The sequence below is a fragment of the Luteibacter sp. 329MFSha genome (genome assembly GCF_900111665.1).
Classification (GTDB): Bacteria; Pseudomonadota; Gammaproteobacteria; order Xanthomonadales; family Rhodanobacteraceae; genus Luteibacter.
On sequence record NZ_FOJE01000001.1, the window covers coordinates 2177962 to 2191455 of the forward strand.

General features: G+C 69.7%; 13 protein-coding genes and 1 tRNA gene. 5 read left to right on the top strand and 9 right to left on the bottom strand.

Features of this window, described 5'->3' with window-relative positions; all coding sequences use genetic code 11:
* The first annotated feature begins 43 nt into the window (after positions 1-43).
* The 3 genes from BMW54_RS09850 to BMW54_RS09855 are packed head-to-tail and all read left to right on the top strand — an operon-like array spanning position 44 to position 2731.
* Positions 44-1954, top strand: a complete 1911-nt coding sequence (locus tag BMW54_RS09850; RefSeq protein WP_254779184.1) for a SpoIIE family protein phosphatase — start codon at positions 44-46, stop codon at positions 1952-1954.
* Positions 1935-2354 (top strand): ATP-binding protein, encoded by a 420-nt coding sequence (locus tag BMW54_RS19015; protein WP_254779186.1) that lies wholly within the window; start codon positions 1935-1937, stop codon positions 2352-2354. Before BMW54_RS09850 ends, BMW54_RS19015 begins: the two co-directional genes overlap by 20 nt.
* The gene (locus tag BMW54_RS09855; RefSeq protein ID WP_090055002.1) at positions 2351-2731 is read left to right on the top strand and encodes an STAS domain-containing protein; all 381 of its coding nucleotides are present in this window, start codon (positions 2351-2353) and stop codon (positions 2729-2731) included. The genes BMW54_RS19015 and BMW54_RS09855 overlap by 4 nt, the downstream gene beginning before the upstream one ends.
* 4 nt (positions 2732-2735) lie before the next feature.
* Here the strand turns inward: BMW54_RS09855 and BMW54_RS09860 are convergent, their stop codons facing one another.
* The 9 genes from BMW54_RS09860 to BMW54_RS09900 form a co-directional block, all read right to left on the bottom strand.
* Entirely contained in the window at positions 2736-3203 is a 468-nt protein-coding gene (locus tag BMW54_RS09860) for a MarR family winged helix-turn-helix transcriptional regulator (RefSeq protein WP_090055004.1), read from the bottom strand.
* Positions 3204-3412: 209 nt separating this feature from the next.
* Complete coding sequence (ychF, locus tag BMW54_RS09865; protein WP_090055005.1) at positions 3413-4504, bottom strand: redox-regulated ATPase YchF; 1092 nt, start codon at positions 4502-4504, stop codon at positions 3413-3415.
* Positions 4505-4537: 33 nt separating this feature from the next.
* The gene (gene pth / locus BMW54_RS09870) at positions 4538-5116 is read right to left on the bottom strand and encodes an aminoacyl-tRNA hydrolase (RefSeq protein ID WP_090055007.1); all 579 of its coding nucleotides are present in this window, start codon (positions 5114-5116) and stop codon (positions 4538-4540) included.
* 51 nt (positions 5117-5167) lie between these two features.
* Positions 5168-5809, bottom strand: coding sequence for a 50S ribosomal protein L25/general stress protein Ctc (locus tag BMW54_RS09875; protein WP_090055008.1), 642 nt, complete (start codon positions 5807-5809; stop codon positions 5168-5170).
* A gap of 79 nt (positions 5810-5888) precedes the next feature.
* The gene (locus tag BMW54_RS09880) at positions 5889-6827 is read right to left on the bottom strand and encodes a ribose-phosphate diphosphokinase (protein WP_090055010.1); all 939 of its coding nucleotides are present in this window, start codon (positions 6825-6827) and stop codon (positions 5889-5891) included.
* A 72-nt stretch (positions 6828-6899) separates the two neighbouring features.
* Positions 6900-6976, bottom strand: a tRNA-Gln gene (locus BMW54_RS09885).
* Positions 6977-7042: 66 nt separating this feature from the next.
* Positions 7043-8431 (bottom strand): 4-(cytidine 5'-diphospho)-2-C-methyl-D-erythritol kinase, encoded by a 1389-nt coding sequence (gene ispE, locus BMW54_RS09890; RefSeq protein WP_090055011.1) that lies wholly within the window; start codon positions 8429-8431, stop codon positions 7043-7045.
* A gap of 158 nt (positions 8432-8589) precedes the next feature.
* A complete protein-coding gene (gene lolB, locus BMW54_RS09895) occupies positions 8590-9222 on the bottom strand; it encodes a lipoprotein insertase outer membrane protein LolB (protein WP_254779188.1) in 633 nt (210 codons plus the stop codon).
* Positions 9222-10991, bottom strand: coding sequence for a tetratricopeptide repeat protein (locus tag BMW54_RS09900; RefSeq protein ID WP_090055014.1), 1770 nt, complete (start codon positions 10989-10991; stop codon positions 9222-9224). The genes lolB and BMW54_RS09900 overlap by 1 nt, the downstream gene beginning before the upstream one ends.
* 92 nt (positions 10992-11083) lie before the next feature.
* On the opposite strand from BMW54_RS09900, the gene hemA reads away from it, so the two are divergent.
* Together hemA and prfA are read left to right on the top strand one after the other, a co-directional pair.
* Positions 11084-12355: a glutamyl-tRNA reductase gene (hemA, locus tag BMW54_RS09905; RefSeq protein WP_090055016.1), complete on the top strand. Its 1272-nt coding sequence runs from the start codon at positions 11084-11086 to the stop codon at positions 12353-12355.
* A 43-nt stretch (positions 12356-12398) separates the two neighbouring features.
* Entirely contained in the window at positions 12399-13481 is a 1083-nt protein-coding gene (gene prfA, locus BMW54_RS09910; protein WP_090055017.1) for a peptide chain release factor 1, read from the top strand.
* Positions 13482-13494: the final 13 nt, after the last annotated feature.

Below are 13494 nucleotides of genomic sequence, written 5' to 3' on the forward strand. Positions count from 1 at the left end.
TCCGGCGGGCATAGATTCGGGTCATAGCCCACCGGAGCCACCCATGGTCCTTCGCAGCGTCGCAACGCGGCTCGCCCTGGGCGTCCTGCTGGGCTCGGCGATCGTGCTGATCGTGACCGGTGGCCTCATGCTCTCCCACACCCGCGAGCAGATGCTCGCGCAGACCGAGCAGGAGGCCTCCGCTGTCTCAGGCTGGGCCGCGACGCGCATCCAGGGCCGTCTCGACGCCGTCGCCCGCGTGGCGCGCGTCCTGGCCGGCGTCCTGAAGACGCGCCGCGACGAGGCCCCCGCCCTGATCCGCGACACCCTGGCCGTGAATCCCGAGATCGTGGACATCACGGCCGCCTTCATTCCCCACAACGGCGCCGCCCGGGAGGCCGACGCGGCCATGGCGCGCCGCGCGCCCGACGGCGCGCTGAGCATGGGCAGTCGCCTCGCCGATCCCGAAACCTACTGGACAGCCCCGTGGTTCGTTCGCGGCCTCAACTGCGAGCACGGCTGCTGGCAGTCGCCCTTCCACATGGCGGGACGCAACGACACGCTGGTCGGCTACTCGGTCGCCATCCCGGGCGCCACGACGTCGGTCGCCGGCGTGGCGGACGTCACGATCAGCCTCGGCTGGCTGCAGCAGCTGCTGGGCGAACTGAACAAGCCCGATCACGCCGCGGCGTTCGTGGTGGATGCCGACGGCATGTTCCTCGCCCACGACTGGACGTCCTACGTCGGCACGCGTGGCAGCAAGCCCTTCGTCACCGCCCTGAAGGAGCACCGCAACCCGGTCCGCATCACGCCGGAGATGGGCGGCCGGGTGAGCGAGCCCGTGTGGGTCTACCTGGTGCCGATCGCCGGCACCACCTGGACCGCCGGTCTGACCATGCCGGAGCGCGAGGTGCTCGCCGACCTCCGCCGCACCTACTACGTCGACATCCTCCTGGGCCTGGTCGCCCTCGCCGGCGTCTCGCTGATCGCGCTGGTCATCACGCGCCGGATGATGGCCCCGCTCGGCATCCTTTCCGATCGCGCGGAGGACGTGGCCCGGGGCGAACTCGACTTCGCGCTGCCCGACGTGCGCCGCAAGGACGAGGTCGGGCGCCTGACGCGCGCCTTCGACCAGATGCGCCGCCAGCTCGCGGGCCACATCGACAGCGCCAAGCAGCTCGCCCGCGAGCAGGAGCGCATGGCCAGCGAACTGGACATCGCCCGGCAGATCCAGCTCGCGCTGATTCCCGAGGCGCACTGGCTGGCGGACGACGGGCGCGTCGAACTGCACGCCGCCCTGCGCCCGGCGAGCGCGGTGGGCGGCGATCTCTACACCTACTTCGCGCTCGGCGCGAAGCACATCTGCGTGATGGTGGGCGACGTCTCCGACAAGGGCATCCCGGCCGCCCTGTTCATGGCGCGCACGATCACGCTGGCGCGCACGATCGCCACGCACGCGCGTTCGCCCAGCGACATCCTCGGCGCGCTGAACCGCGAGCTGTGCAAGGGCAACGACACGTGCATGTTCGTCACGCTGCTGTGCGGCGTGCTGGAAACCGAGACCGGCCTCCTCACGCTGGCCAGTGCCGGCCACGAGCAACCGGTGCTGCACGCGGGCGGCAGCGCGCTGTTCGTGGACGTCGAAACGGGCCCCGCGCTCGGCCTCGACCGCGATGCGCGTTACCCTGTGCGCGTACTCACGTTGCTTGGGGGCGACACCGTGCTCATGTACACCGACGGCGTCAGCGAGGCGCACGCGGCCAACCAGAAGCTCTTCGGGTCGCACGCGATCCTCGACAGCGTCGCGCGCCTGCAGGATGGCGCGACGCCCGAGGCCTACGTGGAGCAGGTGCTCGGCGACGTCGACGCGTACGTCGCCGGCGCGCCGGCATACGACGACATCGCCTTGCTCGCCCTCACCTGGCACGACAGTCGCGCGACGGAGGTGCCGCTCGATGCGGTTGCGCATTCCTAACCGGCTCGAGGACGTCTTCCTCGCGCTGGACAGGGCCGAGGGAACGCTCGACCGCGCCGAGGTCGATCCGTCCTGCCGCGCGGACGTGCGCCTCGTGCTGGAAGAGCTGCTGGTCAACACCGTCCGCCACGGCTACCCCGACGGGCGCGAGGGAAGCATCGAGATCCTGCTCCGGGTCGAGACGGACGTGGTGCACCTCGAGCTCCGCGACGACGCGGTGCCCTTCGATCCGCTGCAATACGAAACACCCGAACTGCCCGGCGACATCGCGCGCCGCGAGATCGGCGGCCTCGGCCTCCACCTCGCGCGCAGCATCGCCAGCGACTTCCACTATGCGCGCGATGCCGACGGCAACCGTGTCGTCATCCGCTTCGACCCTTCCGACGAGCCCGCCACATGACCCTCATCGTCCGCAGCGAAACCCCTTCGACCCACCGCACCGTCGTCTGGCTGGAGGGCCGCCTCGACGCGGCGAACTACGCGGCGCTCGACGAGGCGCTGCGTGACATCACGCCGCTGGTGGACAACGGCGGCACGCTGGTCGTCGACCTCTCCGCGCTCGAATACATCAGCAGCGCCGGCCTGCGCAGCCTGGCGCAGTTGCGCAAGAGCATGCACGACCGCGACGCCCGCACGCTGCTGCTGAACCCCCAGCCCCAGGTGAAGAAGGTCTTCGAGATCGTGAAGGCCGTGCCGATCGCCGAGGTATTCGCCACCGTGGCCGAACTCGACCAGTACCTCGACCACATGCAGCGCCAGGTCAGCGGCACCGGCTGAACGATCAGCGGCGGTTGTTCTCGACGAGGCCCGAGCGCAGGGTCTCGAGCTGGTCCTTCAGGCTGACGAGCGTGTCGACATCGCAACCGGTGGCGCAGAACACGTCCACCGGCACGTCGGCCGCCTTCTCGCGCATCGCCCTGCCCGCGTCGGTCAGCGTCACGATGACCTGCCGCTCATCCTCGGTGCCGCGCGTCCGCTCCACGAAGCCGGCGGCCTGCAGGCGCTTCAGCAGCGGGGTGAGCGTCGCGGAATCGAGGAACAGGCGCTCGCCCAGTTCCGACACCGTGATGCCGTCGCGCTCCCACAGCACCATCATCACCAGGTACTGCGGGTAGGTGATGTCCAGGTTCGCCAGCAGCTGGCGATAGAGCTTGCCCATCGCCAGGTTCGCCGAATACAGGGCGAAGCACAGCTGCCCGTCGACCGTGCGGGGCACCTGGGTACCGGCGGGAATGGAGGGCTTGCTCATGCCCCGGAATCTAGGGGCGAGGCAGTTCGATTGCAAGCGATTGAATTGCCCGCCAGTGGGCTGGAGCGGGACTGGCCGGGACGCCGATGGAACCTCGAGCTGGCAGGAACGACACGCCCTCGCGAAAAGCTGTCGCGGCCGGGTCCGCTCCCACAGGGGCACTCCACGCTGCCCCTGGAAAAAAACCCCGGCGGGGCCGGGGTTCGTCGTTACACGTTGAAGCGGAAGTGCAGGACGTCGCCTTCCTTGACGATGTAGTCCTTGCCTTCGAGGCGGAGGCGACCGGCTTCCTTGGCGCCCTGCTCGCCGTTGAACTTGATGTAGTCGTCGTAGCCCACCGTTTCGGCGCGGATGAAGCCGCGCTCGAAATCCGTGTGGATGACGCCGGCGGCCTGCGGCGCGGTGGAACCGGCGCGGACCTGCCACGCACGGACTTCCTTCTCGCCGGCCGTGAAGTAGGTCTGCAGGCCGAGCAGCTTGTAGCCGGCGCGGATCACGCGGTTGAGGCCCGGCTCGTCGAGGCCGAGGTCCTTCAGGAATTCGTCGCGGTCGGCGTCGTCGAGCTGCGAGAGCTCTTCTTCGATCGCCGCGCAGACGGGCACCACTTCCGCGCCTTCCTCCACCGCGCGGGCGCGCACGGCGTCGAGGTGCGGATTGTTCTCGAAGCCGTCTTCCGCGACGTTCGCGATGTACATAAGCGGCTTCATGGTGATGAGGAACATGTCCTTCACCAGCGCCTTCTCGTCGGCGTCGAGGCCGGCGGCGCGCGCGGACTTGCCCTGGTCGAGGGCGTCGCGCAGCTTCTCGAGCACCGGCTTCTTCGCCAGCGCGTCCTTGTCGTTGGCCTTCGCCGAGCGCGTCGCGCGGTCGAGCGCCTTCAGCACGGATTCGAGATCCGCGAGCGCCAGTTCGGTGTCGATCGTCTCGATGTCGGCGATCGGATCGACCTTGTTGGCGACGTGGATGACGTTGCCGTCTTCGAAGCAGCGCACGACGTGCGCGATGGCGTCGGTCTCGCGGATGTGCGCGAGGAACTTGTTGCCCAGGCCCTCGCCCTTCGAGGCGCCGGCCACGAGGCCCGCGATGTCGACGAATTCCATCGTCGTCGGGATCACGCGCTGCGGCTTCACGATGGCCGAGAGCGCGTCGAGGCGCGGATCCGGCACCGGCACGATGCCCGTGTTCGGCTCGATCGTGCAGAACGGGAAGTTGGCGGCGGCGATGCCGGCCTTGGTCAGCGCGTTGAAGAGGGTGGACTTGCCGACGTTAGGCAGGCCGACGATGCCGCATTTGATGCCCATGGCGAATCTGTGTCCGATGAGATGTGGGAGTGGTCAGGCGACCGTGTGCAGGCGCTTCATGGCTTCTTCGAACTTGCCATCGAGCGCCAGCGGCAGCACGTCGAACGCGCGCCCGATGCCGTGCATGATGGCGTCCTCGTCGGCCGCGCTGGGACGTCCGAGCACCCAGGGGGTGACCTTGTCCTTGTGCCCCGGGTGGCCGATGCCGACCCGCAGGCGGTGGAACTTGCCGTGGCCCAGGTGGGCCATGATGTCGCGCAGTCCGTTCTGGCCGCCGTGGCCGCCGTCGAACTTCATGCGGACGGTGCCGGGCGAGAGGTCCAGTTCGTCGTGGGCGACAAGACACTCTTCCGGCGCGATCTTGTAGTAGCGCAGCGCCGAGGCGACGGCGATCCCGCTCTTGTTCATGAACGTCGCGGGCTTGAGCAGCCAGACCGTCTCGCCCCCGATGCGCAGCTTGCAGGTCTCGCCGTGCAGCTTGCCGTCGAAGGTCCAGCGCTCTCCCTGATCCATCGCCAGGGCGTCGACGCACCAGAACCCGGCGTTGTGCCGGGTCCTGACGTATTCGGCCCCGGGGTTACCGAGGCCGACGATAAGACGAAGTGTCGCCATTGCGAGAAGCGGAGCCGGCCCGCGGCGCGGAGGCGCGCGGGCCGGTGCCGATTACTTCTTCTCTTCGGTCGCGGCGGCGTCGCCACCTTCGGCGGCCGTCGGATCGACTTCTTCCTGGATCGCGGCCACGGTGACGACGGCGACGTCGTGCTCCTTGCCGAGGCCCAGTTCCGGGATTTCCACGCCGGCCGGCAGCTTGAGGTCGGACAGGTGGACGATGTCGCCGGCCTTCAGGTCGGCCAGGTCGAGTTCGATGAACTCCGGCAGGTTCTTCGGCAGGCACGAGACGGTCACTTCCGTCAGGTTGTGCGAGATCACCAGACCGGCGGTCTTGCCGGCCGGGGACTTCTCCTGGTTCAGGAAGTGCACCGGAACGGCGACGCGGACGGCCTCGTTCTCGTTAACGCGCTGGAAGTCCATGTGCAGCATGAGCTGCTTGAACGGGTGCTTCTGCCAGTCCTTGATCAGGACGCTCTGCTTCTTGCCGTCGACCGTCAGTTCGATGACCGACGAGTAGAACGACTCGAAACGCGAACCGAGCAGGATGTCGTTGTGAAGGACCTGGATCGCCTGCGGGGCTTCGCCCGCGCCGTACACGATAGCCGGCACGTAGCCCGCAATGCGAAGGCGGCGGCTCGCACCCTTCCCTTCGATCTTGCGGCTCGTGGCGGTGAGCTGATGATTGGTAGCCATGGTGTTGCCTCAAGTAAACCGCCTCGCGGCGGTGGGTAAAGGACTCCCCCGCGACCAGGGGAGCCCGAAAAAACGAAGATCAGTCGATGTAGAGCGAGCTCACCGATTCGCCGTAGGCGATGCGGCGGATCGTCTCCGCGAGCAGTTCCGCGACCGACAACTGACGGATTTTCGCACAGTTACGGGCGTTGTCGCGCAACGGCAGCGTATTGGTCACCACCAGCTGGTCGAGCTGGGAGTGCTCGATGTTGTCGATCGCGGCCCCCGAGAGCACCGGGTGGACGCAGTAGGCGACGACCTTGCGGGCGCCCTTTTCCTTCAGGGCGGCGGCCGCGGCGCAGAGCGTGCCGGCGGTATCCACGATGTCGTCGACCAGGACGCAGGTCTTTCCGTCCACGTCGCCGATGATGTTCATGACCGTGGCCACGTTCGCCTTCGGGCGGCGCTTGTCGATGATCGCGAGGTCGGCGTCGTCGAGGCGCTTGGCGAGCGCACGCGCACGCACCACGCCGCCGACGTCCGGGCTGACGACGATCAGGTCGTCCATGCTGTGGTGACGCCAGATGTCGGCCAGCAGCACCGGCGAGGCGTAAACGTTGTCGACCGGGATGTCGAAGAAGCCCTGGATCTGGTCCGCGTGCAGGTCGATCGTGAGCACGCGGTCCGCGCCGGCCGTGGCGATCATCTTCGCCGCCAGCTTCGCCGTGATCGGCACGCGCGCCGAGCGCGGGCGACGATCCTGGCGGGCGTAGCCGAAGTACGGCATGACCGCCGTGACCGTGCCGGCCGAGGCGCGCTTGAGCGCGTCCACCAGCACCAGCAGGTCGAACAGGTTCTCCGCGCTGGGAGCGCCCGTCGGCTGGATCACGAAGACTTCCTGCTTGCGGACGTTCTCCTCGATCTCGATCTGGGCTTCGCCGTCGCTGAACCGGCCGATGAGGGCCTTGCCGAGCGGGATGCCCAGACGGGCGGCGACATCGTCGGCGAGCGCGCGGTGCGCGTTGCCGCTGAACAGCATCGGGGTGGACGTATCCACGGAGGAACTCCTGGCGTTTGGTGGGTTGGTGTTCGGCTCTGCCACCGCGGACGGTGGCTGGGGCGGCAGGATTCGAACCTGCGCATGCGGGAATCAAAATCCCGTGCCTTAACCAGCTTGGCGACGCCCCAACAATTCGTTCCGGCGAGCCGTGCGGCGCGCCCTCGCTTTGCCGCAGCCCGCGGCCCTACCCGACGTTACGACACGATTCCCTTCGCCCCGATCCGGTTCCGCGCGACGAGCAGCGGTGACGGATCGATGCCCGCGGCCACGTGGGCCGTGAAGCCCCCGGGACAGCGCGAAGCGACGCCGAGCGCCGCCTCGTGGGTTCTCGTTTCCAGGAAGACGCAGCCGCCGCTGCCGGACAACCGCGCATGACCGAAGCCACCCAGCCAGTCCAGCGCCGCTGCCACCCGCGGGTGCCTCGCGCGCACGACCGGCTCGAAGGCGTTTTCCGCCGAAGCCCCGGAAACAAAGGATGAAATTGTCGCCCGCGGGGCCTGGCGTGTCAATTCGGGCGCCGCGAAAAGCGCCGCCGTGGGGACGTGCTCCCGGGGGTCCACCACCACGTACCAGCGGCGCGGCAGGTGCATCGGGGTCAGCGCCTCGCCCACCCCCTCGGCCCAGGCGGAACGCCCGCGGACGAAGACCGGCACGTCGGCGCCGAGCGAGAGGCCGAGCGCGGCCAGCGCGTCCTCGTCGAGGCCCGTGTCCCATAGCGTGTTGAGACCGACGAGCACCGACGCGGCGTCGGAACTGCCGCCCCCCAGGCCGCCGCCCATCGGGATCCGCTTCGACACCTCGATCTCGGCGCCCATCGCGGTGCCGGTATGCGCCGCCAGGAGCCGGGCGGCCCGCACGGTCAGATCGGCCTCCTCGGGCACGCCGGGAACGGCCTTCGGACGCGTGATCGCGCCATCCGTCCGCACCCGCAGGCGGACCTCGTCGCCCCAGTCGAGCAGGCGGAAGACCGTCTGCAGTTCGTGGTAGCCGTCCTCGCGGCGGCCGACGATGCGCAGGAACAGGTTGAGCTTGGCCGGTGCCGGCCAGACGGTCCAGTCGCCTTCCGCCAGCGGTTCGAGCGGCCGGCTCATGAACACGCGGAGGTGGTCGGGGAAGCCGTTCTCGCGATCGCGCCGCAGCGCTCGCGCGAAGTCCGGCGCATGCTTGTCGACCACCGCGAAGCCATGCTTCGCGTAGAACGGCGCGTTCCAGGGAACGTCGGCCAGCGTGCCCAGGTCCACCCGGCGATACCCCGCCTCGCGGGCCCACGCGCAGGCGTGCTCGAGCAGCGCCGCGCCGATCCCCTTGCCGCCGAAGGCAGGCAGCACGTCGATCTCGGCGATCCCGATGGCGTGCTCGGCCCCGTCGGTGTCGAGGCACACGAAGCCGACCACGTCGCCGTCGACCACCGCCACCCAGACCATGCCGCGGGCGATCAGATCGCGCACCGTGTCGACGGGCAGCGACATGCCCGAGTAGGAAGGCCATGCCTCGTGCCCCCGGAAAAGCTCGACGGCCGCGCGCTCGATCGCGCAGAGGCGTTCGGCGTCGTCGTCGTGGGCGCGGGAGATGGTGAAATGCATGGCGGAGCCGCGTTACGGAAGCCGCGCAGTATAGCGGCGGCCCTCCGCGATCGATGACGGATAGGCCCCCGCGTAGGAGCGGACCTGGCCGCGATGGGTGCTTGCCGCAAGCACCCATCGCGGCCGGGTCCGCTCCTACGGGGCAATAAAGGTGGGGATCAGCGGCCGAACGACCAGCTCTCGATCGACAGGCGGACCTTGTACGGCGGCCGTTCGGCGAAGACGCGCGAGGGCATCGCCGGCTGCCTGTCGGTGTCCCATTGCCGGTAGTCGACGGTCCAGCCGTCCTGCACGAGCCGCGACGGCAGGCGATCCGCGCCGAAGGCGATGTCGGCGGGGCCGGTATCCGCGCGCAGGCCGAGCACCCAGCGTTTCAGTTCGGCGAGCGGAATCTGCCAGCCCACGGTCTGCGCCATGAGCGTCTCGGCGTCGGGGCCGCGGCGCGTCCCGCCATCGAGGCCTTCCAGTTCGGCGCCCGCGGGCCCGCCCGTCAGGCGGAACGTGCGGCCGGTGACGGGACCGCGCACGACGAACTCGTAGCGATCGCCGTCCTGGCGCCAGCTCAGGCTGCCCGACCCGGAATCCTTGTCGCTCGCCACCGAAAGGCGGCCTTCGAGCGTCCAGTGATCGGTATCGGCGAGCGAGCGCTCGCGTTCTTCCTGCAGCCCAAGCGTCACCGCGTCGCCGGGCTGGCGCACCGGCGGGCGCGTGGTGGCGCAGGCGGCGAGGAAGAGGATCGACAGCGCGGCGAGAACACGGATCGGATGCGGCATTCGCGAAAGGGGCGCCATCAGGGTTTCAGTTTCCGCTCGGTCTTTTCGAGCGACGCGTTCCTGGGGTCGATGCGGCGGACCTCGTTGAGCAGCTTGCGCGCCTCGTCGTGACGGCCGCGGCTCCACAGCACTTCGGCGAGATGCACGCCGATGTCGCCATCCTTGCGCTGCGCCCAGGCGCCGCGCAGGGTGGCTTCCGCCTGATCGAGCCGGCCCTGGCGGAATTGCAGCCAGCCCCAGGAGTCGGCCACGGACGGATCGTCGGGACGCGCGGCGCGCGCCGCCTGGATCAGCGCCTGGGCCTCGCCGAGGTCGCGGTCGTTGTCGGCCAGCGTGTAGCCGAGCGCGTTGCTCGCCTCGATGTCGCCGGGCTTCAGCTCGAGCACCTTGCGGAAGTCGCTCACGGCGCGGTCCACCTGACCCGCCTCGGCGTAGGCGAGACCGCGGCCGTAGAGCATGTCGGTGTCGTCCGGCTTCACACGCAGCGCCTTGTCGTAGGCCGCGGCGGCCGCGTCGAAGTGGCGCCCGTCCATGTTCAGTTCGCCTTCGAGGGCGTAGGCCTGGCGCAGCTGCTCCGGCCGGTCGGCGTAGGTGGTCTGCAGTTCCGCCACGATCTCCTGCGCGTCGTCGTCCTTGCCCTGTTGATGCAGCACCACGGCACTGCGGACGGAGGCATCGAAGATATGCGGGTCGTCGTCGCCCACGGCGGCGTACCAGTCCAGCGCGTCCTCCTGCTTGCCCAGCAGCTCGGCGAGCTGCCCCAGCACGAAGGCGTTCTCTTCCTGCACCGCGTCGGGGCGGCGGCGGATCTCCTGATACAGGCGGCCGACCGCGGCCTTGTCGCCGGCGCGCGCGGCGAGGCTCATGCGCAGGGCGTAGGTATCCGGGTTCTGCGTCCCCGTGGCGAGGAGGGTGCCGGCAGTCTTGAGATCGCCGTCCTGAATCAGCAGCGTGGCGTAGGCGAGGCGCAGGCGCGGGTCCTTCGGGTCCTTCGCGACCGCCTTCGCGAAGAGCTTGCGGGCGCCGGCCTTGTCGCCGGCGCGATAGGCCTGCTGGCCAGCCCACGCGTAGGTCGTGCCGTCATGGAACTTCGCCAGCGCGGCCTCGCCGATGCGCTTCGCATAGTCGTGCCGGCCGAGGTTCTCGCCCAGTTCGCTCATGGCGAGCCAGGCCGTGGCGTCGTCGGGCAGGCGCTGCGGGGTGGCGATGCGCTCGAGCAGCACGCCGGCCTGCGCCGCGTCGCGGGCGCCGACGACGATCCGGCCGAACTCGCGCCAGGCATCCGGGCTACCGGAGGCGACGAGGATCTCCAGCTGCCGCTGGGCTTCGTTGGTGTCGCCACGGTCCAGCGCCATCCGGGCGCGGCCGCTCGCCAGGTCGGCGGGCGTGGCGCCCAGCGCGGCCCAGCGGTCGAGCGCCTTGCCGGCGGCCGCCTGATCGTGGACGGCGAGGGCCAGCTCGACCGCGCGCGAGGCGACTTTCGGGTCGTCGCCGATCGCCGCGGCCTTGCCGTAGGCGTCCGAGGCGGTCTTGAGATCGTTGGACGCCAGCGCGAAGTCGCCGGCCATCAGCTGCGCCTGCAGGTCGCGCTCGGGCGGGACGATGGCCACGTGCAGCCGGTCGAGCGGCTGGACGCCGGTCCGAACGGCCTGCGGGGCCTCGCCCGGCGAGGGGCCATGGCCCGTGGTGGCGCAGCCGGCCAGGACGACGCCGAGGGCGCCGGAAATCACAAGATGCCGCACTCGCTTGAACTTGGACCGACCGGTCAGCACACTACTCTCCGTCATCTGGAGGACACATCCGGACAATCCCCGGCCCTCCTGTCAGCGCACAATGCGCCCTTAGCTTAGCCGACGCCACTCAAGCCGACCTCAGAGTCATGCCACTCATCGCCCTCGGGCTCAATCACCTCACGGCGCCGGTCAGCCTGCGCGAGCAGGTGGCCTTCGACGCCGCGGTGACACCCGAGGCGCTCGGCGACCTCACCCGGCAGCCCGGGGTCGAGGAGGCGATGATCCTTTCCACGTGCAACCGCACCGAGCTGTACTGCAGCGTGGCGGAAGGATTCGAGGGCACGCCCGGCCAGTGGCTGTCGCGCCAGCACCGATTGACCCCGCAACGCCTCGACGAGTTCCTCTACCGTCACGACGAACACGACGCCGTCAGGCACATGTTCCGCGTCGCGACGGGGCTGGACTCGATGGTGCTGGGCGAGCCGCAGATCCTGGGCCAGGTGAAGGACGCCTACCAGCACGCGCGCTCGGCGCAGAGCCTGCGCGCCCCCATGGAGCGGCTCCTGCAGCACACCTTCGCGGTGGCCAAGCGCGTGCGGACCGATACCCGCATCGGCGCCCACACGGTGTCCGTCGCCTACACCGCCGTGCGCCTGGCCGAGCAGGTGTTCACCGACCTGCGCCAGGCCTGCGTGCTGCTGATCGGCGCCGGCGAGACCATCGAACTGGCCGCGCGCCACCTCGCCGACAAGAACGTGCGCCGGCTCATCGTCGCCAACCGCACCCTCGAGAACGCCCAGGAGCTGGCCGGCCGCTACGCCGGCTACGCGATCTCGCTGGCCGACCTGCCCCGCCACCTCGCGGAGGCCGACATCGTCATCACGTCGACGGCGTCGCGCCTGCCGGTGGTGACGCGCGCGATGGTCGCCGACGCCATCGCCGCGCGCCGGCGTCGCCCCATGTTCATGGTGGACATCGCCGTGCCGCGCGACATCGAGCCCGAGGTGGCGACGCTGGACGACGTCTACCTCTACGGCATCGACGACCTGCGCCAGGTGATCGACGAGAACCGCCGCTCGCGGGAGCTGGCCGCCCGCGAGGCCGACGCGATCATCGATCTCCAGGTCGAACGCTACATGGCCTGGCGCCGCGCCCTCACCCTCCGGAATCCGGCGGTGGACATGCGCGCGGCGGCCGAGGCGCAGCGCGACGAGGTCCTCGCCCGGGCCCAGGCCATGCTGGGCAAGGGCCGTCCGGCCGAGGAAGCCCTCGCATTCCTCGCCAACACGCTGACCAACAAGCTCCTGCACACCCCCAGCGCGCGGCTGCGCGACGCCGCCATGGCGGGCGACCTCGACCTCCTCCACGCGGCCGGCCGCCTGTACGGACTGGACCCGGACGACGACGTTTCCGCATGATGTACGGCTTGGGACTCGCCCAGAGCCGGACCTCACGCACCGCATGACCCCCTCGATCCGCCGCAAACTCGAAGCCCTCGCCGAACGTCACGAGGAGATCGGCCTGCTGCTCGCGCAGCCGGACGTGCTCGCCGACGGCCAGCGCTTCCGCGACCTGTCGCGCGAATACGCGCAGCTCGAACCCGTCGCCCTGTCGCTGAAGGATCACGACGAGGCCGAGCGCGAACTGGCCGAAACGCGGGCGATGCTCGACGATCCCGAGATGCGCGACATGGCCGCCGACGACATCGCGCGGATCGAGGCGCACCTCGCGCGACTGGACGGCGAGCTACAGGTGCTGCTCCTGCCGAAGGATCCGCGCGACGAGGGCAACCTGTTCCTGGAAGTGCGCGCGGGCACCGGCGGCGACGAAGCCGCCATCTTCGCGGGCGATCTGTTCCGCATGTACGCGCGCTACGCCGAACGCCAGCGCTGGCACGTGGAAATCCTCAGCGCGAGCGACGGCGAGCACGGCGGCTACAAGGAAATCGTCGCCCGCATCGAGGGCCGCGGCGCGTATTCGAAGCTGAAATTCGAATCGGGCACGCACCGCGTGCAGCGCGTGCCGGAGACCGAATCGCAGGGGCGCATCCACACGTCCGCCGCCACCGTGGCCATCCTGCCCGAGCAGGACGAAGTCGGCGACATCGAACTGCGCGACGCCGACCTGAAGGTCGACACCTTCCGCGCCTCGGGCGCCGGCGGCCAGCACGTCAACAAGACCGACTCCGCGATCCGCATCACGCACCTGCCCACCGGCACGGTGGTGGAATGCCAGGACGAACGTAGCCAGCACAAGAACCGCGCCCGGGCCATGAGCCTGCTCAAGGCGCGACTGCTCGACGCCGAGCGCAGCAAGCAGAGCGCGGCCCAGGCCGAATCGCGCCGCCTGCAGGTCGGCTCCGGCGACCGCAGCCAGCGCATCCGCACGTACAACTTCCCGCAGGGCCGCATCACCGACCACCGCGTCAACCTCACCCTGTACCGCCTGACCGAAGTCATGCAGGGCGACCTCGACGAGCTGATCGATACCCTCACCCGCGAGAACCAGGCCGACGAGCTGCAGACACTCACCGCGGGCGGTTGACCGTCCTGCGAGC